The 20,672-nt window shown below is 54.7% G+C and carries 26 protein-coding genes; 16 read left to right on the top strand and 10 right to left on the bottom strand.

Going from position 1 to position 20,672, the window contains the following annotated elements:
* Positions 1 to 8 precede the first annotated feature (8 nt).
* The 7 genes from A6U86_RS05405 to A6U86_RS05375 all read left to right on the top strand — a co-directional run bounded on the left by A6U86_RS05405 (position 9) and on the right by A6U86_RS05375 (position 7,086).
* Positions 9 to 1,385, top strand: a complete 1,377-nt coding sequence (locus A6U86_RS05405; RefSeq protein WP_068386925.1) for a hypothetical protein — start codon at positions 9 to 11, stop codon at positions 1,383 to 1,385.
* A gap of 12 nt (positions 1,386 to 1,397) precedes the next feature.
* Positions 1,398 to 1,700 (top strand): hypothetical protein, encoded by a 303-nt coding sequence (locus A6U86_RS05400; RefSeq protein ID WP_068386922.1) that lies wholly within the window; start codon positions 1,398 to 1,400, stop codon positions 1,698 to 1,700.
* 30 nt (positions 1,701 to 1,730) lie between these two features.
* Positions 1,731 to 3,197: a hypothetical protein gene (locus A6U86_RS05395; protein ID WP_141683632.1), complete on the top strand. Its 1,467-nt coding sequence runs from the start codon at positions 1,731 to 1,733 to the stop codon at positions 3,195 to 3,197.
* A gap of 192 nt (positions 3,198 to 3,389) precedes the next feature.
* The gene (locus A6U86_RS05390) at positions 3,390 to 5,108 is read left to right on the top strand and encodes an HAD-IIIC family phosphatase (protein WP_083196722.1); all 1,719 of its coding nucleotides are present in this window, start codon (positions 3,390 to 3,392) and stop codon (positions 5,106 to 5,108) included.
* A gap of 15 nt (positions 5,109 to 5,123) precedes the next feature.
* Complete coding sequence (locus A6U86_RS05385; protein ID WP_068386913.1) at positions 5,124 to 5,351, top strand: hypothetical protein; 228 nt, start codon at positions 5,124 to 5,126, stop codon at positions 5,349 to 5,351.
* 5 nt (positions 5,352 to 5,356) lie between these two features.
* Complete coding sequence (locus A6U86_RS05380; RefSeq protein ID WP_068386908.1) at positions 5,357 to 6,610, top strand: hypothetical protein; 1,254 nt, start codon at positions 5,357 to 5,359, stop codon at positions 6,608 to 6,610.
* Positions 6,610 to 7,086 carry a VOC family protein gene (locus A6U86_RS05375; RefSeq protein WP_068386905.1) on the top strand — a complete coding sequence of 159 codons (477 nt, stop codon included), beginning with the start codon at positions 6,610 to 6,612 and terminating at the stop codon, positions 7,084 to 7,086. Before A6U86_RS05380 ends, A6U86_RS05375 begins: the two co-directional genes overlap by 1 nt.
* A gap of 13 nt (positions 7,087 to 7,099) precedes the next feature.
* Here the strand turns inward: A6U86_RS05375 and A6U86_RS05370 are convergent, their stop codons facing one another.
* Positions 7,100 to 7,840, bottom strand: a complete 741-nt coding sequence (locus tag A6U86_RS05370) for an ABC transporter permease (RefSeq protein ID WP_068387939.1) — start codon at positions 7,838 to 7,840, stop codon at positions 7,100 to 7,102.
* A gap of 354 nt (positions 7,841 to 8,194) precedes the next feature.
* On the opposite strand from A6U86_RS05370, the gene A6U86_RS05365 reads away from it, so the two are divergent.
* From A6U86_RS05365 to A6U86_RS05350, 4 genes are read left to right on the top strand one after another with little or no spacing between them, the layout of a single operon-like run.
* Positions 8,195 to 8,749, top strand: coding sequence for a peptidoglycan-binding protein (locus A6U86_RS05365; protein WP_158008729.1), 555 nt, complete (start codon positions 8,195 to 8,197; stop codon positions 8,747 to 8,749).
* A 54-nt stretch (positions 8,750 to 8,803) separates the two neighbouring features.
* Positions 8,804 to 9,193 (top strand): hypothetical protein, encoded by a 390-nt coding sequence (locus A6U86_RS05360; RefSeq protein WP_068386900.1) that lies wholly within the window; start codon positions 8,804 to 8,806, stop codon positions 9,191 to 9,193.
* A 14-nt stretch (positions 9,194 to 9,207) separates the two neighbouring features.
* Positions 9,208 to 9,522, top strand: coding sequence for a hypothetical protein (locus A6U86_RS05355; protein WP_068386897.1), 315 nt, complete (start codon positions 9,208 to 9,210; stop codon positions 9,520 to 9,522).
* Positions 9,523 to 9,547: 25 nt separating this feature from the next.
* A complete protein-coding gene (locus A6U86_RS05350) occupies positions 9,548 to 9,892 on the top strand; it encodes a hypothetical protein (protein ID WP_141683631.1) in 345 nt (114 codons plus the stop codon).
* Positions 9,893 to 9,987: 95 nt separating this feature from the next.
* Here A6U86_RS05350 and A6U86_RS35120 read toward each other — a convergent pair whose 3' ends face one another.
* Entirely contained in the window at positions 9,988 to 10,692 is a 705-nt protein-coding gene (locus A6U86_RS35120) for a hypothetical protein (RefSeq protein ID WP_141683630.1), read from the bottom strand.
* 507 nt (positions 10,693 to 11,199) lie between these two features.
* Between A6U86_RS35120 and A6U86_RS05335 the strand changes: the two genes are divergently transcribed.
* Positions 11,200 to 12,420, top strand: coding sequence for a hypothetical protein (locus A6U86_RS05335; RefSeq protein WP_068386885.1), 1,221 nt, complete (start codon positions 11,200 to 11,202; stop codon positions 12,418 to 12,420).
* 517 nt (positions 12,421 to 12,937) lie between these two features.
* Here the strand turns inward: A6U86_RS05335 and A6U86_RS05330 are convergent.
* The 4 genes from A6U86_RS05330 to A6U86_RS35560 all read right to left on the bottom strand — a co-directional run bounded on the left by A6U86_RS05330 (position 12,938) and on the right by A6U86_RS35560 (position 14,811).
* The gene (locus A6U86_RS05330) at positions 12,938 to 13,354 is read right to left on the bottom strand and encodes a hypothetical protein (protein WP_068386880.1); all 417 of its coding nucleotides are present in this window, start codon (positions 13,352 to 13,354) and stop codon (positions 12,938 to 12,940) included.
* A 477-nt stretch (positions 13,355 to 13,831) separates the two neighbouring features.
* A complete protein-coding gene (locus A6U86_RS05325; RefSeq protein ID WP_068386877.1) occupies positions 13,832 to 14,104 on the bottom strand; it encodes a hypothetical protein in 273 nt (90 codons plus the stop codon).
* 165 nt (positions 14,105 to 14,269) lie between these two features.
* Positions 14,270 to 14,431, bottom strand: a complete 162-nt coding sequence (locus A6U86_RS35395) for a hypothetical protein (protein WP_158008728.1) — start codon at positions 14,429 to 14,431, stop codon at positions 14,270 to 14,272.
* A gap of 212 nt (positions 14,432 to 14,643) precedes the next feature.
* On the bottom strand, positions 14,644 to 14,811 hold the full coding sequence (locus A6U86_RS35560; protein ID WP_198929022.1) for a hypothetical protein: 168 nt from the start codon (positions 14,809 to 14,811) through the stop codon (positions 14,644 to 14,646).
* Between the two features lie 573 nt (positions 14,812 to 15,384).
* Here A6U86_RS35560 and A6U86_RS05320 point away from each other — a divergent pair.
* On the top strand, positions 15,385 to 15,702 hold the full coding sequence (locus A6U86_RS05320) for a hypothetical protein (RefSeq protein ID WP_141683629.1): 318 nt from the start codon (positions 15,385 to 15,387) through the stop codon (positions 15,700 to 15,702).
* 298 nt (positions 15,703 to 16,000) lie between these two features.
* Complete coding sequence (locus A6U86_RS05315; RefSeq protein WP_068386871.1) at positions 16,001 to 16,534, top strand: hypothetical protein; 534 nt, start codon at positions 16,001 to 16,003, stop codon at positions 16,532 to 16,534.
* 66 nt (positions 16,535 to 16,600) lie between these two features.
* Here the strand turns inward: A6U86_RS05315 and A6U86_RS05310 are convergent, their stop codons facing one another.
* On the bottom strand, positions 16,601 to 17,095 hold the full coding sequence (locus A6U86_RS05310) for a peptide deformylase (RefSeq protein ID WP_068386868.1): 495 nt from the start codon (positions 17,093 to 17,095) through the stop codon (positions 16,601 to 16,603).
* Positions 17,096 to 17,402: 307 nt separating this feature from the next.
* Here A6U86_RS05310 and A6U86_RS05305 point away from each other — a divergent pair, with 307 nt between their 5' ends.
* Complete coding sequence (locus tag A6U86_RS05305) at positions 17,403 to 17,792, top strand: MerR family DNA-binding transcriptional regulator (protein WP_034480869.1); 390 nt, start codon at positions 17,403 to 17,405, stop codon at positions 17,790 to 17,792.
* 96 nt (positions 17,793 to 17,888) lie between these two features.
* Positions 17,889 to 18,329, top strand: a complete 441-nt coding sequence (locus tag A6U86_RS05300; RefSeq protein ID WP_141683628.1) for a hypothetical protein — start codon at positions 17,889 to 17,891, stop codon at positions 18,327 to 18,329.
* Positions 18,330 to 18,386: 57 nt separating this feature from the next.
* Here the strand turns inward: A6U86_RS05300 and A6U86_RS05295 are convergent, their stop codons facing one another.
* The 3 genes from A6U86_RS05295 to A6U86_RS05285 all read right to left on the bottom strand — a co-directional run bounded on the left by A6U86_RS05295 (position 18,387) and on the right by A6U86_RS05285 (position 20,619).
* Positions 18,387 to 18,860 carry an isoprenylcysteine carboxylmethyltransferase family protein gene (locus A6U86_RS05295; RefSeq protein WP_068386863.1) on the bottom strand — a complete coding sequence of 158 codons (474 nt, stop codon included), beginning with the start codon at positions 18,858 to 18,860 and terminating at the stop codon, positions 18,387 to 18,389.
* Positions 18,861 to 18,872: 12 nt separating this feature from the next.
* Positions 18,873 to 19,862, bottom strand: a complete 990-nt coding sequence (locus tag A6U86_RS05290) for a DUF1624 domain-containing protein (protein WP_068386860.1) — start codon at positions 19,860 to 19,862, stop codon at positions 18,873 to 18,875.
* 64 nt (positions 19,863 to 19,926) lie between these two features.
* A complete protein-coding gene (locus tag A6U86_RS05285) occupies positions 19,927 to 20,619 on the bottom strand; it encodes a DUF599 domain-containing protein (protein ID WP_068386857.1) in 693 nt (230 codons plus the stop codon).
* Between the last annotated feature and the right edge of the window lie 53 nt (positions 20,620 to 20,672).

The following is a 20,672-nucleotide window of genomic DNA, read 5'->3' as shown; positions in this document are numbered from 1 at the left end:
GAGAAACCTTGCGCAGACACATTGTCTATCCAGGGCAAATTCCGCTCGACACGGATTTGCTCAACACCAGCAAGAATGCCTACTATGGCGTTGGTTGGCTTGCGGAATCTGCCATCGGCACAAGCACCGCCGTTTCGGGGCTTGCGGTAACGCCGACGGTCCCAGCCTCTTTGCAAGTGAACGTTGCGCCAGGGGCGATCTATAGCCTGCAGACTGTTGACAGCGCCGCATATGGCTCTCTCGGGACCGACAGCAATCAGTTTGTTAAGCAAGGAATATCGGCGTCTTCCCAAACGCTGACTATCACGCCGCCAGCGACAGTAGGCCAATCCCAAAACTACCTCGTACAAGTCGCCTTCGCGGAAGTTGACGCGGCTTCACTAACGCTGCCATATTATAATGCAGCTGATCCTTCTGTGGCATGGAGTGGCCCGAACAACTCTGGGACAGCGCAGAATACGCAGCGCCAGGACAATTGCGTCATTCAGCTCAAAGCCGGCGCGCCGGCTCCCACCGGATCACAGACCACGCCATCACCAGATGTTGGGTTCACTGGCATCTACGTCATCACTGTTGCCAACGGTCAAATGACCATTACGTCGGGGAACATTGCCCTTCTAAATAGTGCTCCGTATTTCCCGACACTTGGCCAGATCCCTGCGGCTATACAATACAGTCAGTATAATTCAGCCGTTGATACTGGTTCGGCGACGGCACTCGTTGTGACGCTCTCCCCTCCGCCAGCGGCCTACAGAAAGTTCTTGAGTTTCGAGGTGCAAGTGGCGAACACCGCCACCGGGCCTGCCACGATTAACGTGAACGGATTGGGGAATGTGGCTGTCACAGATCTAAACGGCGCGCCAATCACTCCGGGTTTTTGGCAAGCTGGAAACTTTCTCCAGATGGAGTGTGATGGCACGAATGTCCGTGTTGTTGGCGGCAATCGATCAATTACCGCTGCTTTTTCAGTCATCAATCCTGCGACACAGGGGCTTGCAAATAACATCTTGGCTCAGGTCAATTTTGCTACCGCTGGAGGCTCGACCAGTTTTGGTACCTACACATCATCGAATTTCACCTTCAGCCGCGCCGGCAGCTATTTCGTCTCAGGATCTGTGACGACAAGCGTCACGATCTCAGGCGCCTCAAATATCGCTTCATCCGTTCAGCTTCGCCAAAATGGTGGCGCTGTGCCAGGTGCATCGAGCGGCGATGGCAACTACGCACCTGGCGCGACTACCACAGGAGCGACCCAATACTACGGAGGTATCGTCAACGTTGCCGCTGGCGACGTTCTCTCTCTTTACTCTTCGTCCGGCGCATCCGCGAACTATTCGTCGTCCAACGTATCGAACGTTCTCTTTGCCATAACCCTCATCAACTAGGGCAGACCTACCATGCAGCTCTCGAGCTATATCGCCCAAATCACGGGCAAAACGCAGGATGAACTTTTTTCCATCGTAAATCCGCTTGTCGTGATTGAACGCGACATTGATGGAAATTTCTCGATCACGAAATGGGACAAGAGTCTTTCAGTCAAAGAGCCCTCGGCTGCTGATCTTGCTGCAGCTCTTAAAGCACCTGAGCCCACAGTCTCTCCCGACATATCATCGATATCTGACCGCCAATTTCGCCTGTGGGTCCTAGCCAAGATGGGCGTCGACCAATCGAAGGCGGCTGAGGAAGCGTCAAAGCTCTGAACTTAGGCTGATCTCTGAAAATAGGAAAAAATGATGAAGCTGAACAAGCTTTTGCTTGGCATTGCCGCCGTGTGTGCGATCGCATCCAGCACATATGCCCAGACGACCAGCGGCGCCATCGAGCAGTTGCCAATCCGGACGCTTACGCATGTCCTTGGGCATGACGGCGGAGGCCTTGTTGGCCGCGAACCGGTAACAGATTTCCTCAAGCCCGGCAGCACGTCTCCAGCGACGGGGAATGTTGCCGCTTGGGGCGCGAGTGGAAATTTGATCACTGATGGTGGGAAGCCGCTGCCATCCGGGGCGATCGTCGGCACCACAGATATCCAGACGATTCCGAATAAGACACTCCCGGCACCTGTCATCACCAATGGGGCGTCTTTCAACGGGTCTACGTCGGGAACGACAATACTTCAGCCTTCCGCAACTGCCTCTGGAACACTTACGCTTCCCGCTGCGACCGATACGCTTCTCGGTGCGGCCACGCCTGCGGTGGTGACGAACAAGAGCATCGACGCCAGCCAGATCAACTCCGGCACGCTCAATTTGGCTCGTCTAGGAAATGCGCCTCCCTTTTCCCTTTTGTGCAATACAACGGCAAGCAGCGCCACGCCGACATATTGCAACAACCTCATCGCCCAGGAAACAACTAACACTCCCAATCAAGCCGCATCTTTTTCATTTCAACGCATCAGCACATATACCGGTGGAACCGCTGGATTTGAAAATGCCGCGTTGCGCGCGATAAATCTGACATCGGCGGGCAATGCAAATTATGAGGATGGTTTCCTTTCCATTCTCAAAAACTACGCGACGTTTTCTACTGGCGCGCAAAACACGGCGGGACGGTTTGTCGCTCAAGGCAATAGTGACGGTTCCATTTGGTCACTCGCTAATGAAACGGTGGACTTTACCGGCGTGGCCGATCCATCCGCACCGCGCATTGGCATAGAACAAATAGTTTCCGGCAATGGAACCGACGCTAATAAGGCGCGCGTCGGATTGGATGTCGTTGCATCCCGCCCGTCAGCAGGAGGTGTGTACAGTGGCGCCAATATGACGCTCGGGACTGGTATTCGTGTCGTAGGCCAAGTAGCTGATGTCGGTCATGCCCGCGTATCGCGAGGATTGGTATTTGGCGCGGCGTCGTCGCCAACTGATTTCGACGCCGCTATCGACACGACGAATGCGACGTTTTCATTTGGCGGGGCTGCTATCCTAATGGCTCAGGGGCAGCGTATATCGTTCACCGGCACCAATGACAGGACGCTCGATTTTACGTCAGGATTCTTGAATTACCGAGTAGCAGGCGCCCCTAAAGTTCAGATATCGGACGCGGGGGGAATACTAGCACAGGCATCGATTGTCCAGCCATTGGCAACGCCGGCATCATCGACCGCAACTTGTACGCAAGGCACCATTCAGGCGGATGCTAGTTTCGTATACGTCTGTGTTGCTGCAAATACGTGGAAGCGCACCGCGTTGACGAGTTTCTAATCGGTCCGATGTTCTCTGTTTTGGCATGCAGGGCACCTTGCTCCGAACCTATTATAGGGAATCGATTTAGTTGAGCTTACCTAGGTCGGACTTGACATCTTTGGCCAATTGCGGGACTGATTTTGCGCGCACGTCAATTGTGAGTTGAATATTTTTAATTATTAGTTGTTACGCATATTTATGTGAGGACTCATGAAGTTACGGGATGCAGTGGTGCTTGCGAGAAATTCGGAAGCAAGAGCCGGCCCGTCCAAGGTTCTTCATATGGCCTGCGGTTTCAGCCCACTTCACCTTTCGACATTTGTACTTGCGTACGCCTCTCAAAGGTTCCCAGATCACAAATGGGACATTCAAGTCGGGCAATATGGCGACCTGATCGAGGCATGCGTTGCGGACTCAGATGCCGACGTGGCGCTGGTGGTGATCGAGTATGCTGACCTTGATCCCCGGTTAGGATTGCGTCGACAGAGCGGTTGGAAGCGGGCCGCAATAGAGGATACGGTGCCGACTGCCGCGAGCCGACTTGATCGCCTCTACCAGCAAATAAAGACGATCAAAAGCCCGCGCATCGCTGTAATGCCGCCGACGCTCTCATTGCCTCCGGTCTTTTCTACCGGCAACTCGCAACTGTCGCCGTTGGAAATTTCATTGCACGACAAACTTACAAGCTTTCTCTCCAAAATTTCTCTTTTGCCGAATGTAGTCATATGTAATCCGGACAGAACGGCCCCCGAGACCGCTCGGCGAGACGTTGGTATGGAGTTTGCGGCCGATTTTCCATACGGCGTCGAGCATGCCTCGAATGTAGCGGAATCTCTCATTGAGGCCGCATTCCCACAGCAGCCGCTAAAAGGCGTCATCACCGATCTGGACGACACGCTTTGGCGTGGTCTTGTTGGCGAGGTCGGCCCCGAGGGCGTTCATTGGTTTCTGGACGGCAATAGCCAGATCCATGCTCTATATCAGCAACTCCTCAACTCACTCGGCGAGCAAGGCGTTTTGATCGGCGTTGCGAGCAAGAACGAGATTGATGTCGTCTCAAAAGGCTTGGCAAGAAGCGATATGCTACTTGATCAAAAGTTCGTCTATCCGATTGAGGCGCATTGGCAAGCAAAGTCGTCTTCGGTGGCCAGGATCCTTGAAGTCTGGAATATTCTGCCTGATTCGGTGGCTTATATTGACGACAACCCGATGGAGCTCGAGGAAGTGCGCGCTCGCTTCCCGAACATCAAGACTTTCTTGTTCCCGCGGAACACGGCTGACGCCTATGCCATGCTCCGGGATATCCGAAATCTGACGCATAAGGAGAGTGTTTCGGCCGAAGATCTGCTGCGCCTGGAATCAATCCGAAGTGCCGGCACGATGGCCGAGGAAGAGCGGACGACCTCACCAGAGGATTTCCTAAAAGGATTAGGCTCCAAAATCTCGATAATCCTTGATGCGAACGGTGACGACAAGCGCGCACTCGAATTGGTCAATAAGACCAACCAGTTCAATATTAATGGCGATAGGTTTGATGTCGCAGACTGGAAACGGCGCCAGGCTGACGACGGCGCGTTCACTTTGATAGCTGAGTACACCGATAAGTTTGGGCCGCTTGGCAAGATCGGCGTGATGTTTGGTCGCATTGAAAGGCGGTCTTGCATGATTGATGGTTGGGTTTTGAGCTGCCGTGCATTCAGTCGGCGCGTTGAGCACGCCATGCTCAAGTCGGCTATTGACATGTTTGGCGCGCAAAATGTTCGCGTCAACTTCCGCGAAACCGGAAAAAACAAGCCATCACGAGACTTTATTTTGAGCCTTGATTTGCCGCTGATTGATGGGGAGTTCGTAGACTGCAGCGAGCTCCTGGCCGCGATGCCGCAGATCTATTCCTCAATCGAAACCAAGAACAATGCATACACGCCATAAATGTGAGGAATCCAAATGATTGATCTGAACCAGGTCGAGGAAGCAGTGCGCGTTCAGTTCCCCGATTATCTGGGGCCGGTAACACGTGAGACGTCTGCAGCGGAAATCCCTGGATGGGATTCGATCGCTCACGTTCAGCTCATGCTTCTGATTGAGGAAATCAGCGGCCAAGAGGTGAATGTGGGTGCCACGATGACTGCAAAAGACATCGGAGAGTTGCTCGATTTGTTCGAAAATAAGTGAAATTCATGAAGAGCTTGCTTGTATTTGATGGGAACTGTCTATCGCAGCATCTCGCATCGATGTTTGATGGAAGTGGCCTTGCGGACGCAATCTACGTCGGAAATGATTTCGGATATATTCCTGCGTATCGAGGAGTTGGTTGCAAATTCCTTTCCCCCCAGGAAGCTGTAGCCAAAGTGAAAGCAGCTCGACAGAGCGGCCGAAAAACATATCAGGTCTCTCAGACATCACAGAGATCGGGAGCTGGTAATTTCGCTTACACTGAGCATGTTGATCATGTTCTGAAGTTCCCGCATGTTCAATTCTACGCGATGGCCCCGCAAGTCTTCCAGCAGGAATACGGCAGAGGCATGAAGGTATCTCGGCTGTTCGATTTAGACATGGAGGTGATTCGCGCGTGCCAGGCTAACGCTGGATCGTCCATCGACTTCGCGACTATCATTGCAAGGGAAGCGCCTCGCCGTAACATCTTCCACGCTGTGACGCATCCAAGCGGCTTTGTGAATGCACTCAAGTTTCGGCTCATCGCATCACAGATCGAGGGTCTTGAAGAGGCTGAGTGGAAAAGAGTTGAAGAGGACATAGCGAAGAGCGAAGGAATAAATTTCCCTTCGCAGCACCCGCTCAGCCGGGAGGTTTATACGGAGCTTGGCGCCAATTGGGATGGCTACGACGAGTACTGTGGGTTTCTGGCTTTAGCATCCGCTCAGGAGTGGGGTAAGATACTCCGTCAATCGGATGAGATTATCGCGCAATTTGGCTATGACAGCCAAGCTATTTTGGCGTTGATCCGCGCATCGATTGCGCTGAACGATGAGCCTACTGCGAATTTTGCCACTGGCCGGTTTTTAGAGCTATCCCCTGGTTTCTACCATTCTTGGCTGCTGCGTTATGAATACCTGATGAAATTCAAGCAGGGTGACGGCATTGATGAATTGATGCTGATGGCCAAGGGTTTCTATGGTGAGCAGCGTAACTCCCAGTTGGTCCTTGGCTGGATCAATCTTCATCTGAGGAGATACGCCGACGCCGCCCCATATATTGAGCGCTGGGTAAAACTCGCGCCAGATCTGGCAAATGCTATCGTTCCTATGCTTCATCTACTTGTTCGCACAGGCAGGCCGGAAGAAGCCTCGGCCGTCGCACTCGACTATGTAAGGGGCCGGAAGAAATCTGAATTCAACACAATCAAACGCTTCTATGATGACATTGGTGGATTCTCGTTTGATCCGGTTGCTATGGAAAGCGTGATGGTCTGATGGGCGGTATCTCGTTACGAGGCTTGCCAGATTCGTGTGGCCTCCGATTTCATCATTTCGGCCTCGCGGTCAGGCAACCAGACCAGGCGGTACGCTTCCTAACGGCTCTCAATTATCAATTGGGAGAGGCTGTGTTTGACCCTCTCCAAAACGTGATGTTGGCGATGGGCACCCACATCAACATGCCTGACGTGGAGCTTATTTACCCTGCAGATAGCGGATCTGGCCCAATAGGTCGGCTCCTCGCATCGCACAAGGATGGCTTGATTTACCACCTCTGCTACGAGACTGATGATCTTGAGGAAAGTCTATCGGCTTTCAAAAATGGCGGCTCAGCGCGCGTCGCTTGCGTCGTGCCCCCTAAGCCTGCAGTTTTATTCGGGGGCAAGCCTGTATCATTCTACATGGTGAGTGGCGTTGGTTTGATCGAGATTATTGATAACGCGGCCATTGGTAATCAATCCTCTGAAACCTAATCCTGCGACGGGCTTAGCTCTCCAGCAATTTTCCTCTGGCGAATTTTTCCATAAGAAGGCCAAGGCACAAAGAGCCCAAACCGAACCCGACGAGGTATTCCTTATCCAGCAGCCGGTTGCTGTAGGTCTCGAAATAGGCAGTACGCATCCATTCTGTGCACTGGATCACAGGATTGTAAGACAATGGGATAGCGATTGAATCCGGCAGGTTCGATGCGACAAACAAGGCCCCGGACGTCAAATAAAATAGGATCCCCATCAAAGCGTACACGGTGACAAAGACCGGAAGAAACAGCGATGCGACGCCTGCCAATGTCCCAATGCCGACAGCCAGCAAAATCGTTGCCATGTATGCCAAAACCGCTTGCTCTAGATCGACGGGCATAGGGTCAACACCGAGGCACACGAATATCGCTACGACCATCGCCAGAGTTATACAGCCGGCGATCACCTCAAGGAACGCTCTGCCAAAGAGAATGTCGGTTATTCGGACGACCGGAAAGGCGAGCATCGGCTTGTTGAGAACGAGTGACAGGCACATGAACCGCGAGATGTATATGAACGTCAGTGCCGGTATAATTCCAGTCGCGAAGAACAGTATCGGGCTATCGCCAACTGGTGCGGTCCTCCCCAAAGAAGCGCTCATCCCCAAAATCACAAACATATGCACCAGTGGCCAAAGGGACTGCACCAGAAATCCAAGCCCATGATTAAAAAACCGAGTCCGCATATCGCGGAGGATAACAGCGTTCATGACATTCCGCCTTTCGGAGAGCGCGCTTATGATCGAATGGCGTTTGTTGTTAGGGGTTGTCCTAGCCATGACGAACTGTCTTTCCTCGGTTGAGTGCAGAAGAGTTTTTACGGGGAATTTCGCCCCACGCAATGGGCCGAAAGCACTTAAGTAAATCCGAAAAAAGGAAGAATCATGCGTCTCTCTCCTAACGGAGCGGCCGATATCCGGCTGCACGAAGGCTTTTCCGCGTCTTATTATGCCGATCCAGGCGGCGTCGGGACCATCGGAACCGGCTTCACATGGGCTTCTGCGTCCTTCCGCGAATGGTGGGCTAAAAATCGGCCTGGTCAGACCTTTGGTGCTGGCGCGACGATGACCAAGGCAGAATCCGATGCAGTGCTACAACTGATCTCTGATGAAGAATACGGCGCTGCCGTCGATAAGTTCCTGGCTGGTCGAATGACGCCCCAGACTGCCTTTGATGGCGCGACCTCGGTTGTCTTCAATTGTGGTGCCGGCGCTTTAGAGTGGACTTGGGCAACGGCGATCAAGGCCGCAGAATATGACCTAGCGGGAACTCGATTGCTTTCGACCGCAGTCACCCAAAAAGGAAAGGTTCTTGCCGGGTTGGTTGCTCGGCGGAAGGATGAGGCTCGACTGATTTCGCAGGGCATTTATGCCAGCGGCGGGGCGGGGGCGACGATGCCTGACCCTGCAATGGCAGATGGCATCCTTGAACGCGGCGAACGAGGACCATCCGTCCTACAGCTTCAGCATCGCCTTATCGCCGCTGGCTATAAGCCCGGCAATCCTGATGGCATCTTCGGCTACGGCACCCAATCGGCCGTTCTGGCCTTCCAGCGCGCTAAAGGCCTTCAGGCGGATGGTTTTGCCGGCCCGAAGACGCTCGCGGCCCTAGCGGCTTAATACCGCCCGCGCGGATCGCGGATCTCCTTCCTCAATAATCCAAGGACATCTCCCATGCGCATCTTTAGCTTGGTGGCAGTAGCCGCCATGACGATCTCGCTCGGCTCGTGTGCGGCCCTGCAGAAGCTCTCCAGCACCGAAGTCCCCGTGTCAGCCATCATCGTGGCAGGCAATAGCGTGAACGCCGCTGAGACGGCCGCCACCGCCTACATTCGATACTGCACACCGAACCCATCGCCGGCCGGCTGCAATGACAGCGTGATCAGGACCAAGATAGTTCCTGCCGTGAAGTCGATCCGCATCGCTCGTGATGCCGCGGAACAGTTCGCCGTGGACAATCCGAATGCGACGCTCGGGCCCGCGACGCTCGTTGATGCCGTCACCACTTCGGTCTCGGCTCTGACGGCGATCCTCGCCCAGTACAACATCCCCACCAAGTCCTAAGAGACCAGACCCCCATGAACCTCTCTATTCTCCTCACGGTGCTGAATGCCTTCCTGGCGATCATCCCGAACATCTCGAACTCGACGGCGCTGAACAAGGTTGTTGCGGCGATCCTGTCGTTCGAACCGATCATCACTCAGTTCTACAGTGAGATCAAACCGACGATCGAGAACATCATCGCCGCGGTTTCCGCCAATCCGACTTCAACGGCGACACAACTCGCCGCCCTGAAGGCGCTCGATGCCGCCACCGACAAGGCATTTGACGACGCCTTCGCGGCGTACTCGGCCAATCATACCGATGCGGCTCCGGCCGCTGCTGCCAGTTGAAGCTCCAAAGAAGGAAGTCCTGAAAATGGTTGACACTCAACTTCAGATCAAAGCCCAGATGGCCGAGGTAGTGACTTCGGCTGTCGCCAATCCGAAGGTTCAGGCCGAACTTGCCGCCGTACCGGCTATCATCGACGCCCTGACGCCGGTCGTGAATGCCATCCTCCACTCGACCAATAACGAGCCGTGGTATCAGAGCCGCGTGACGTGGGGTTCCATCATCACCGTCGTGGGCCTTGTAACTTCTGCGGCCGGCATCAATCTCGGCGCCAGCACGCAGGAATTGCTCGTCACCCTTGGGGTGACCCTGGCGGGGCCACTCGTCACACTCTGGGGCCGTTATTGGTCGAAGAAGCCCATCGGCTCGTGATCTCTCGCCTCTATCTCCTCGGCTTCATCATATCCATAGCCACGCTGGCGGGGTTTGTCCTACTGGCGTGGTCATCTGTTAGATGATGCGCAGATCTACTCTAGCCATGCCCAGCTTTTCTTACGTTTGATTTTCGTGATGGCGGTTCGGCTGACGCCATAGCGGATCGCCAAATCGCTTGGCAGATCTTCAGAAGAGCGAATTGCTAGAACATCATCGGCGCACAATTTGGCCATCCCATGATTCTCACCTCTGTTATGTGTGCCGTGCCTTAGTTTGTCAGCCTCATTCTCGGTTTTTGTTTTCCAGGATAGGTGTCGAGGATTGACGCAACCGAGATTCCCACGGCCGCAATCGTGAGCGGCCTCAAAGTCTTTCGCTGGCGGCTCTCCATGCGCAGCAATGCACATAATGCGGGAAGCATTCGAAAACTCTCCGTTATGATATGCGGTGCCGTATCCGATGATGCTGTACGAGAATGGCCAAGTCAGGCATTCGTCACTTTGATAGGAGCGATGCGCCTCAATCCAGGCAGATGTTGCCTTCATTGATGTGCCGCCACCGGTTGGATCACCGTGACGCAAAAATCTTTTGTAATGTGAGACGCAATATCCGTGCGCAGTCGGCTGCTTATTGCAGCCATCTACAATACAGAAAGCTCCCATACGATATCGATTGGGTCCCCCAGCGAGCGGATCTCCATATTTCCAATGGCGCATATAATGAGCTGTGCACCAGCCGCAAGCTCCGCGAGCATTCTTGCCGCAGCCGTTGACAGAGCATAGAATTTTCGTAGCCATTTCGACCTCCTGTAAAGGTTGGCTTGGTTAGAACGCGTCGTTGGCCTGGCAGCCTTCGGCGCGTTCACTTTTTGTACCATGGTTTGGGTCCAAGCCAAATAGGCGGCTGTTCCTAAGTGAACGCGCCGATTCTCCTCCTCATAAATATGGCCCTGAGGGGCTTTCACATGCGATTGAAGGGCGTGGCGCATGAATGTATCTTTGACTTGGGAAACACTCTCCGCAGTGGCAGGCGGCATTGTCACCATCATAGTTGTGGCTTTTGGAGTGTGGAAGTTCTTCCGGGCCGAAGTGGAGAAAGTCGAAACTAGGGTGGCAGAGAACGCCAAGGAGTTGGCGAACTATAAGACCCACGTGGCCGAAACCTACATAAGTAAGGCCGGGCACCGGGAGACCACCGATCAAATCCTTCGAGCGATCGAGGGATTGGGAGGGAGGATAGATAGTCTATTCCAAAGCATTCCCGCTGCGCGCCGCCCTCGTAGCGGTCAGGATTGAGGTGCGGCGATGCCTACATCTCCGTTCAGCGATGCCGAATGCATCCAGGCAGCCCAACTCCGTTCCCAATATGGGACCAATAAGGAAGCCGCCGACTCCATCGGGAAACAGTGGAATTGGCTAGATCGTCGTGTAAAGGAAGCCGTTAAGCGCGGCCTCGCCGAGCCTGTATTTGGCTCCGGCATCAACGTCATGGATGGCTTTGAGGTCACGCGGGTCAATGTCGGCCCTCGGGGTACGACCGTTGAGCAGAGGCCGCGCCGCGGAGCGCCGGTTGAACTTCTCAAGGGCCATCAGATACGCGAACAATCCATCCTTTCCGACGCAGAGGGTAGGGAAGTTCTGAAATGGTCAAAGACCAAAGAGGCAGAGCGCTCCCCTGAAGAAACTGCTCAGATTATCCGTGTGGCGTTTGAGAATTTCACGCCGGCGGCACCTTATATCCTCCCTCCCAAAGACAATGATGATGAACGTCTGACAGCCTATATCCTCTGTGATTGGCATGTCGGCCTCTTTGCCTATGGTAAGGAAACTGGCGGTCCCGATTGGGATCTGTCCATCGCTCGCAAAGTGCTCTCCGAAGCCATGCGAGAAATTGTCGAAACATCTCCTCCAAGTGCTAATGCCGTCATTCTCGGGCTCGGCGACCTTCTCCATGCCGACAACAGTCGCAATCAGACGGAACGATCAGGGAACGTCCTTGATGTCGACACGCGATATTCCAAGTGCCTGGAAACCGTCTGTGACCTGCTGGTGGAGACATCAGAGCTGATCGCGGCCAAGCATCGCCACGTCGAGGCGACTTTCAAGCCCGGCAATCACGACGAGAACAGCACGAGCGGCATCCGGCAGGCTCTTCGCATGTACTGGCGAAACCAAGACCGGATGAAGGTCGACACCTCTCCAGACCCGTTCTATTGGCGCCGCTTTGGCGTGAACCTTATCGGCGGCACGCATGGCGACAAAGCCAAGATACCCGATCTCCCCTTGATCATGGCGAATCGCCGTAAGGATGACTGGGCTGCCTCATCGACCCGGCACATACATTCGGGCCACATTCATCATGACACTGAGCGGGAGATCGGCGGCGTCAAAGTATACTCCCATCGCGCCCCAGTTGCCCAAGACGCCTATCATGCCGCTCATGGCTATTTGGCTGGGCGTTCAATCAAAAGCTTTACCTACCACGTCGAAAAAGGCTCAAGAGGCCATTCGGAAGTTGAGATCTGATCGGCCATCATTCCTATCGTTTCTGGGATTTTTGGTCTTGTCATTCATGTTGATTATTTTGCGGAAAGGGCCGAAATCAAATGAGCGGCATGGTCGGCCCAAATATCCGGATCAAAGTCACGATGGACGGTGACAAGCCAGTTCATGAGCTTTGGATCGGGAACGAGAATTTGGGCCGCGTGTCCTTCCTTTGGATCGTAGAGGCCATCATGCAGTTGGCTAGCTCACTGCGATTCCGATGATCGGCGATCGCGACTGCCCCCGCTGTTACGGATCGGGCCTTGTCCGATCTCCTGATACTGGTTTTTCAGTATGCGAACGGCCCACCGTGGCCGTTCCTAAGCCAATTCCTGATTTCGATGAGGAATGGCAGGCGTTATCCACCAGCGACGAGCGCCATGTTCGATCAGAGATAATGCCAGATCCGAAGCCCGCGACCAGATCGCCCCGCCTGTAGGCTTCGCAATCCCCCTCCCATCTATGCCTATACACACCAAGAGCATCCATACAGGCTTGCCTATACATCGGCTCCAGATTTGGCTGTGATGCGTTCCTTATAATCATCCGTCCCGAACTCGTCACGCATGACAAAGCCTCCCTGGCGGAGCTGCAGCCGTGTTCTCTTTGAATGATGCGATAGCAGCTCTGCAAATGCTCTCTGGGCCGCGACGACATTGTTCATCCCGCCCACGCGCTCCATGCGCCTGCCGTCTTCCGCATAGACTTCATCGATTGAAAAGTTGAAGCGATCACCGAAGAAGTTTTCTTTCTCGGACCCCGGAAGCTGATAGACGGCACTCTCTCTCCCCACATCGCAGAAGTAAATCCGCTCTTTGCCATAGATCCAGACGATTCTCTCGCCGTGGCCTCTACGCGCCTTTGAGCAGACCTGCCACTCCCCATTGAAATTGATGAGCCGATAATCGCGGGGCATCTCTCGTCCTCGGAATTTGAGTTTGCCGCCGCCCTGATGTTCTAACTATGTTCTGGTTTGGGGTGAAGTCAATCCGCCTTGGTGATAAGGGTGCCGAGATCATCGCCGCATTGCTTTTGGACGCCCCTAATGATCTTATCCACAGGCACCGATTTCTGTGGAACATCCTATGAACACTCGTTGGACCGTTTTCCGTTAAGTGGCTGATTCATAGCGCCCAAAAATGGACGCCATTGGACCGCGAAAGCCTTTATTCTCAGGGCTTCGCAGCGATCGTGCGGTGCTTCTCGACCGCACCAAATACTACAAGAAAAGCCCGCTTTTGCGGGCTTTTTCTTTTTTAATCTCCCCGCAGAAGATATGGCGTTGGACACCGGGCTGATTTGGCCGATAGCCGAAATTCGCTTGCCGTAGTGCAGGATTCCTGGCTTGTTTTTATCCAAGCTCAACGAATTGGCCGTCTAGCACTGCAGAAGATCACTGCCGGCGGCCGCCAGTCCAGTCTGGGGCTTCCGACCAGTTTTCACCATCGCTCAGAGCACCGGCCGGCGGCAGATCGCCGATGACGACCGTCGTGTACAGCTGGTCGTCATTGATTCTTGTTCCGATCTGATAGATCTGCAGCCAATTGCCTGTTGGCTCCGTCTTGACGAATTGGCCGACGCTGAACGGAACCGGCTGGTCGCTGATCTCCAGGATGTGGAAGGGTTGTTCGGTAATCTTTTTCGTAAAGCCGACAACATGACGCATGAGATTGCCTCCTGATCGAATGGGTATTAGCCAAACGTCAGCTTCGTGCTGGTTGTTCCGGATTCTTTTGAATGAATGATGCTTCGTGTGCGACGACGCGGAGATTCATATCGCGGTTGCGGCCGACTCAACATTGAAGCCGACCGCCATTGAGCCTTTTGGCCTTTAAGAGATCAGTACCTTTGACGCTTCATCCAGAAGCAATTCCGATTCGTCCGGAATGGTCTGCTTCGATTCCGTCACGCGATCCATTTCGTCTTCCGCTTTGAGAAGATCATGCAGTTTCTGGTCGGTGAGAATATTGTCGCCATTGTCATGTGAGGTCATGCGGGCAACTCCTTGACCTCTGCAGGCGAGAGCGCAAGGCTCTCGGTTGCTGGCGCCTACGGGTTCAATTGCCAGCCATGTTGCCAAACTATGCCCATTTGTGGGCCAAGGCCAGTCATTTCGTCGCTGCAGATGCTCAATCGAGCGGCGCATATCTTTTCTATGAGTGCTGATTCTCAGAAAAAAGGGCGGCTTGCGCCGCCCCTCTGTTTTTATCTGCAGACCCTGACGGCCTTGACGATCCACTTGCCGTGGACCTTCACCTTGTGGTGCTCGGTGTGGCAAACCGGCTTATGATGGTGGCGGGGAGCCGCGTATGCCTGGCCAGATGCAACGATCGCGGAAGCGGCAAACATAGCTGCAAGAGTGAATTTACGCATTTCATAGCTCCAGATGTTTGAGGGCACACGGATGCGTACGCCATCAATGGTTAATGAATGACTATTAATCGTTCGTTCGCCTTAGTTTTTTGGCGGATTCCAGATACTCAAGGGTAAAGGAAATCCCGATGGCGATGGGGTGCCGTTATCAAGAAAAATGCCCTGGAAGGGAGAGCATCCAGGGCATAAGGAGGGGAACTGCCTGAAAGAGAATAGGGCGGCATCGACACACTTCAAGGCTTCAACTTTATGGTAATGCACGCGAGCTCTCAGCCGCGCCGGCATGAGGGATCGCGAAACAGTGATCGCGAATTGGCTGCTGTTCGAAAACCCAAGCTTTCGGCCCTGCGCCGACGGTGCTAGCCTTCGATAACGACACGGGATTTGGATTTTTCTCGCCACTGTGCGGTTCATGACCGTCGATGCGATTTGACATCATGTGAAGGTGACGCGCCAATTCATTGAATTGACAAGCGGCGCGGGGGAAACACTTCGCAATCGAGGGACAAATGCGAGAAATACTCCCTGGCTACAAGCGGCCCCGTATGGCGGTCTATCGGATGGAGTAAAGACATGAGAGATATTACTGGCGCGGCAAGATATCTGAGGATGTGCTGCAAGGCGTCGTTGATTGTGGCCTTGATCGGACTGCCTTCTGTCATCCACGCTGCGGATACCAAGCCTGCCGCCGGCAATTCGGCCTCGAGCTTCACCTATCGGCGCGCGGATCTCGGCAGCGGCTATTCGACCTCCAGCATCCTGAAGCTGCCCAACAATTCATCCTACTTCGTGACATGCAATTGCGACGATCGCACACTGCAGGATCTGTCATGCCCGACCCAGGCTTATGCCTGCACCTGCGTGCCGCATGCCTATCTGATGTGCCAGTAGGAAGGACGGCGGCATGGGCGTCCCTTATCTGTGATTGAGATCATCGTAAGCAAGGTCGTCCCATATCGGTACCGGGCTGCACCTACCTGTGGCTGAGTCCAATGCCGCCGCGAATTGCCATCAAGGATTGATGATCGGGCTAAGATACTATTTTCGATCGCTATTTTCGTACAGTCTGCGTTCATATTCGTCCGCATATGGTGTCATCCGTCGCCCCGAAATCGCGTGTCGATTGACAATCGGTAGGGACGATACGATTAATAGTTTCGACATTCGTCATAGAGCGGAGGATTTGCCAATGACTAGTCGTGCCATCCTGTTGATGTCTCTCGCGTCCCTTACGGTTGCAGGCTCGTTAGGCCTCGCTTCTTCGGCTTCTGCGCTGACCATGAAAGAATGCAGCGCCAAATATCAGGCTGCCAAGACTGCTGGTACCTTGAACGGCCAGAAGTGGAACGACTTCCGCGCCACGCAATGCAGCGCGGACGCAAGCGCCACGACCACCGCACCGGCAACGACCGCACCCGCTGCAACGACGCCGGCAAAGCCCGCAAAGACGACTGCAGCCGCCAAGGTTGACGCCAGCGAGCCGGACGCCACCAAGCCGCCGGCAACCGAACCGGCAAAGCCGACGATCGCTGCCCCTGCTGGCGTAAGCTTCCCGGCAAGCATCGACCCGAAGTATGCAAGCGACACGCCCGGCAAGGGCCGTTTCCATACCTGCGTCGACGCGTACAACGCCAACAAGGCCAAGAATTCGCTCGGCGGCCTGAAGTGGATCCAGAAGGGCGGCGGCTACTACAGCCTCTGCAACTCCAAGCTCAAGGGCTAAGCCTTGGATTGGACGAATTGATCGAACGGGCGCCTTCGTGGCGCCCGTTTGTTTTTCCAGACCGCTTCAAGTCCGGATCTTTTCCCACTTCTTCGCCAAGCGGTCACGCTTGAGCTTCGAAAGGCGCTGAAGCCAGAAGATGCCGTCGATCTGGTCAATTTCGTGCTGGATGCAGATGGCGAGAAAATCCTCGGCCGCCGCCTCGTGGGCCACGCCGTCGATATCCTGATAGCGAAAGCGGATGCCTTTCGGCCTGACAATCTCTTCGGTGATGCCAGGCATGGATACGCTGCCCTCCATATGCCGCATGGTCTCTTCCGAGGATGAGAGGATCTCCGGATTGATATAGGTGCGCACGCCGTCTTCGCGGCTGAGTTCTATCACGACCACACGCTTGAGCACGCCGACATGCGGGCCGGTGATGCCAACGCCGGGTGCGGCGCGCATCGTATCCAGCAGATCCGCCGCAAGGGCACGCAGATCGTCATCGAAAACAGTGACCGGAGCGCAGGCGGTTCGCAGCAGCGGATCGGGGAAGCTGATTATGGGGCGAACCGGCACGGAATTCCCTATAGATGGAAGAGTGGTTTTAATACGAGGTCGAATGGATGTGATTCCTGCAGGCCTCTGGATTGATAGAGTACATTAGATTTTGTATCTATCCATCTATTGATAATGAGCTTTTCCCTTGTTCCATCTGTGCTTAGATCGCCGGCTGGAGCTCGTGGCGAGGATTTAGCTGTCCGGGTTTGCGGTGTGGCCGTTCGTGCATTCACGGCACGAGAATGCGAAAACAATGTCATTTTGGTGAAAATTGACTATTACGTAAAAGTCAATATTATAGTCCCCATCAATAAGGGGCGGATTCTTGGTCGACGGATACTATAGCATAACGGAGCTTACGCGGGAATTCGGGGTTTCCACCCGAACGCTGCGTTTCTACGAGGACGAAGGCCTTATCCATCCTGAGCGCCGGGGCCGCACGCGCTTGTTCCGTGCAGCCGACCGACGCCTGATCATGGAAATCCTGCGTGGGCGCCGCATCGGCTTCACCATCGCTGAAATCCGCGAAATCATCCAGGTCTACAAAGAGCCTCCAGGCGAGATCGGCCAGCTGAAGCTGCTGATGAAGCGCGTCGACGAGAAGCGCGACGAGTTGCGCCAGAAGCGCAAGGATATCGATGACACGCTCAACGAACTCGACAATGTCGAGGAGGCCTGTCTTGGGAGACTGGCTGATATTGGCGTTGGTACCTGATCACTTGCACACAAGAGGCAAACTCCCAACATTGCGGCCATAGTTGCGGCAAGAATGCTTCGTAAAAAGTGAAGTGTTCTTTTCGGGGGTATTGGCGTGACGACAAAATTGGGGGCTGCCCTTATTGCGTTCGCAGCCGCTGTTTTAACCAACCTCGGCAGTAGCTACGCAGCCGAGATCGATACATCTGATATTCCGGTTGGGTACGTCCTTCTTCTGGATGGCAAGGATGCGATTTATGGGCAATTTGTTTGTAAAGTTCATGTTCGCTGCCAGCTTGCAAATAACAAGGAAAGCGGCTTCCAATTGAGTTTGACGCTCGATTCCAAGGAGTTTTTGGCGGGCGACGTTAATGTGAACTGCGGCAAACAAGAGTGTTCTTTTTCAAACTGGAAAGCATCGACCCGGTTGGAAGGAATCCGTGGTCAAAAAAACATTCGTGAATTTGATCTGTACTCCGGCAGAGATAGCGCCATCGAGGTGGATCTAGTTTATCGCGAAAGGACGAAGATCGGCCGGATCGCGATCCTCTTTTAGAAATGGCAATCACTGATACCACGGACTCCGCGACCGGAACGGCAAGTCCATCCGCTTTTAAAACCACCGTCGCGTGTGCTTGCAATAAAATTCGAACTCACAGCCGAAGCGGGATAGCAGATGCATTTCCTCGCAGCGGATGACGAGCAGTGTGGTCAGCGCGGCAGCGACAGCCGCCATTGCCACGAACCAGAGATTGCCGATCATCAGGCCAAGCCCGGCCGTCAGCAGCGTATAGCCGAGATAGGTCGGGTTACGGGTGAAGCGAAATGGGCCTGATGTCACCAGATGTGTGCTGCAGCGCTGGGTCAGCACGGTGGTGCGCCTCTCTACCAGCGTCTTGACGGCCCAGACATTCAGCATCACCGCAAAGGCCGTGAGGATTGCCCCGATAGCCCATGCTATGATCGACCAGATGAACGGCAAGGGCAATGGATCGTACCTTTGGAGGTACAATGCGATAAGGACCGCACCACTATAGATCAGCGGCGGCCACGGAAAACTCAGCGACTTCGAACGATAGGCATTCATAGAATAACCCTGTCATTGCGCTTCATCCGTGCATTGTATCGCGATTCGGTTTACTCGCTCATCACTATCTGCCTTGATCGCCCCGGAATTCAGGGGCGTGAAGAGATTTTGCGCCTGCAACTTGTCGAGGGTGCATTGGCAGAAGCTGCGGCACATGGCTTCACTGCCCGATCGCGTGCATGACGCCACGCATTGCCTGACATAGCCGACGGCCGGATCCTGCTGCGGGGCTGGGGCTACGGTCGATATAAGAAAGACAAGCCCAAATAGCAGCGGCTGGTGAATAAGATAGAAGGCCAGGCTGTGGCGACCGGCGCGGGCAATCAGATTGCTGCCCGGACCGAATTTCGCCAGCCATTTCAGCCAACCGAAGGAAATTGCCAGCTGCGCCATGCCGAGGCCGAACAGAAACGGCGTCAGCCACGGAAAGAGCGGCACATAGTCGTTCGATTGCTGCGGCGTCTCCGACAGGCCGACCCACCAGAGCCAAGGTGTATCGAAGGCGGCCGAATGCAGCGAGAAGGGCGCAATGACATTGTCGACGACGATGCTCGCCGCCAGCAATGCGGCGATCAGCAGCGTCGCGAAAGCCGGCAGCCGCAGGAAAAGCAGGCCGATGATGCTGGCGGCCGCGATCGAATGAAGGATCCCGAAGTAGATCCATCCCGCGCCGATCAGGAAGTAGGTAACGAGCGAGATCGCGACGGCCGCGACCACGATCATGCCGAGGCGGCGCCAGTAGGAACGCCAGCGGATCTCGGGCGTATTGGCAAGCACAAGGCTGAAGCCAGCCAGGAACAGGAAGGTGCTGGCAATGGCGCGGGCATAGAGCTTCAACCAGCCTGTCTCCGCCGTGCCGCCATCAAGATAGCCGAAATACTCGAAATCCCAGGTGAAATGATAGCTCGCCATCGCCAAAAGCGCGATGCCGCGCGCCGTATCCAGAATGCCGATGCGTGGCGTTTTTACGGGTGCATCGGCGCTCTCGACGATCGCGACCATGGGGCGGGTCCTTCCAGGGCATGAATTCAAAACATTTGCGCCGGCTCAAGGCGGCGCGGCCTTGTCATTGCACATCGATATCCATGATGGCCAGACGGGCATCGGAAAAAAACTGCCGGCGGATCAGCACGACAATGATGAATATGGTTGTGGCCATGAAGACGTAGGGACTGAGGAACCAGCCGAGATAGCCGATCGACAGGAAGATCGCCCGCAGACCCGCATTGAAATTGCGCGCGGCAATGACGTTCATGCGGATGACCCGCTCGGCGGCGCGTTCGGCGCGCACGGGATCGAGCAAGGCATCCTCGACCATCGGCAGGGAACCGAACAGGATCGTGCAGTAGTTGAACAGGCGATAGGCCCAGCCGAACTTGAAGAAGGCATAGCCGAACAGACAGGCCAACCCTGCCACCTTGAGCTCGAAGGCCGCGCGGCCGCCATTGAGAATGAAGGGGAGGTCGGAGAAGAAGGCGTTGATCTTGTCCGTGGCGCCCAGCAGCGCGAAGCAGCTGCCGATGGCGAAGATCGAGGTGGAAGCAAAGAAGCCCGTGCCATTCTGCAGGCCGGAGAGGATTTGCGTATCGATCATCTTCAGATCGCGGCGCAGCGAGTTATAGATCCATTCGCGACGACGCTCGTTCATCGCCAGCGTCAGGCTGGTGCGATTGAAGAAGTGGGCGCTGCTGGTGATCCAGTTCAGCGTAACCCAGAGAAAAATGAAAAGGGCGAGGGCGACATAGTCGGCAGTCGTCATAAAGGCAGATTCCCCAGCATCGATCCGATGTGAACTGTAACGCAGCTCCGGCC

The sequence above is a fragment of the Rhizobium sp. AC27/96 genome, assembly GCF_001692325.1.
Classification (GTDB): Bacteria; Pseudomonadota; Alphaproteobacteria; order Rhizobiales; family Rhizobiaceae; genus Rhizobium.
The sequence above is the reverse complement of the archived record's forward strand: the minus strand, read 5'-3'. Positions and strand labels throughout refer to the sequence as shown.

Bases quoted from the DNA above. Each gene is read 5' to 3' on its own strand.
- A6U86_RS05400 (WP_068386922.1), top strand. From the start codon at position 1,398: ATGCAGCTCTCGAGCTATATCGCCCAAATCACGGGCAAAACGCAGGAT.
- A6U86_RS05395 (WP_141683632.1), top strand. From the start codon at position 1,731: ATGATGAAGCTGAACAAGCTTTTGCTTGGCATTGCCGCCGTGTGTGCG.
- A6U86_RS05390 (WP_083196722.1), top strand. From the start codon at position 3,390: ATGAAGTTACGGGATGCAGTGGTGCTTGCGAGAAATTCGGAAGCAAGA.
- A6U86_RS05385 (WP_068386913.1), top strand. From the start codon at position 5,124: ATGATTGATCTGAACCAGGTCGAGGAAGCAGTGCGCGTTCAGTTCCCC.
- A6U86_RS05380 (WP_068386908.1), top strand. From the start codon at position 5,357: ATGAAGAGCTTGCTTGTATTTGATGGGAACTGTCTATCGCAGCATCTC.
- A6U86_RS05375 (WP_068386905.1), top strand. From the start codon at position 6,610: ATGGGCGGTATCTCGTTACGAGGCTTGCCAGATTCGTGTGGCCTCCGA.
- A6U86_RS05370 (WP_068387939.1), bottom strand. From the start codon at position 7,840: ATGAACGCTGTTATCCTCCGCGATATGCGGACTCGGTTTTTTAATCAT.
- A6U86_RS05365 (WP_158008729.1), top strand. From the start codon at position 8,195: ATGACCAAGGCAGAATCCGATGCAGTGCTACAACTGATCTCTGATGAA.
- A6U86_RS05360 (WP_068386900.1), top strand. From the start codon at position 8,804: ATGCGCATCTTTAGCTTGGTGGCAGTAGCCGCCATGACGATCTCGCTC.
- A6U86_RS05355 (WP_068386897.1), top strand. From the start codon at position 9,208: ATGAACCTCTCTATTCTCCTCACGGTGCTGAATGCCTTCCTGGCGATC.
- A6U86_RS05350 (WP_141683631.1), top strand. From the start codon at position 9,548: ATGGTTGACACTCAACTTCAGATCAAAGCCCAGATGGCCGAGGTAGTG.
- A6U86_RS35120 (WP_141683630.1), bottom strand. From the start codon at position 10,692: ATGGCTACGAAAATTCTATGCTCTGTCAACGGCTGCGGCAAGAATGCT.
- A6U86_RS05335 (WP_068386885.1), top strand. From the start codon at position 11,200: ATGCCTACATCTCCGTTCAGCGATGCCGAATGCATCCAGGCAGCCCAA.
- A6U86_RS05330 (WP_068386880.1), bottom strand. From the start codon at position 13,354: ATGCCCCGCGATTATCGGCTCATCAATTTCAATGGGGAGTGGCAGGTC.
- A6U86_RS05325 (WP_068386877.1), bottom strand. From the start codon at position 14,104: ATGCGTCATGTTGTCGGCTTTACGAAAAAGATTACCGAACAACCCTTC.
- A6U86_RS35395 (WP_158008728.1), bottom strand. From the start codon at position 14,431: ATGACCTCACATGACAATGGCGACAATATTCTCACCGACCAGAAACTG.
- A6U86_RS35560 (WP_198929022.1), bottom strand. From the start codon at position 14,811: ATGCGTAAATTCACTCTTGCAGCTATGTTTGCCGCTTCCGCGATCGTT.
- A6U86_RS05320 (WP_141683629.1), top strand. From the start codon at position 15,385: ATGAGAGATATTACTGGCGCGGCAAGATATCTGAGGATGTGCTGCAAG.
- A6U86_RS05315 (WP_068386871.1), top strand. From the start codon at position 16,001: ATGACTAGTCGTGCCATCCTGTTGATGTCTCTCGCGTCCCTTACGGTT.
- A6U86_RS05295 (WP_068386863.1), bottom strand. From the start codon at position 18,860: ATGAATGCCTATCGTTCGAAGTCGCTGAGTTTTCCGTGGCCGCCGCTG.
- A6U86_RS05290 (WP_068386860.1), bottom strand. From the start codon at position 19,862: ATGGTCGCGATCGTCGAGAGCGCCGATGCACCCGTAAAAACGCCACGC.
- A6U86_RS05285 (WP_068386857.1), bottom strand. From the start codon at position 20,619: ATGACGACTGCCGACTATGTCGCCCTCGCCCTTTTCATTTTTCTCTGG.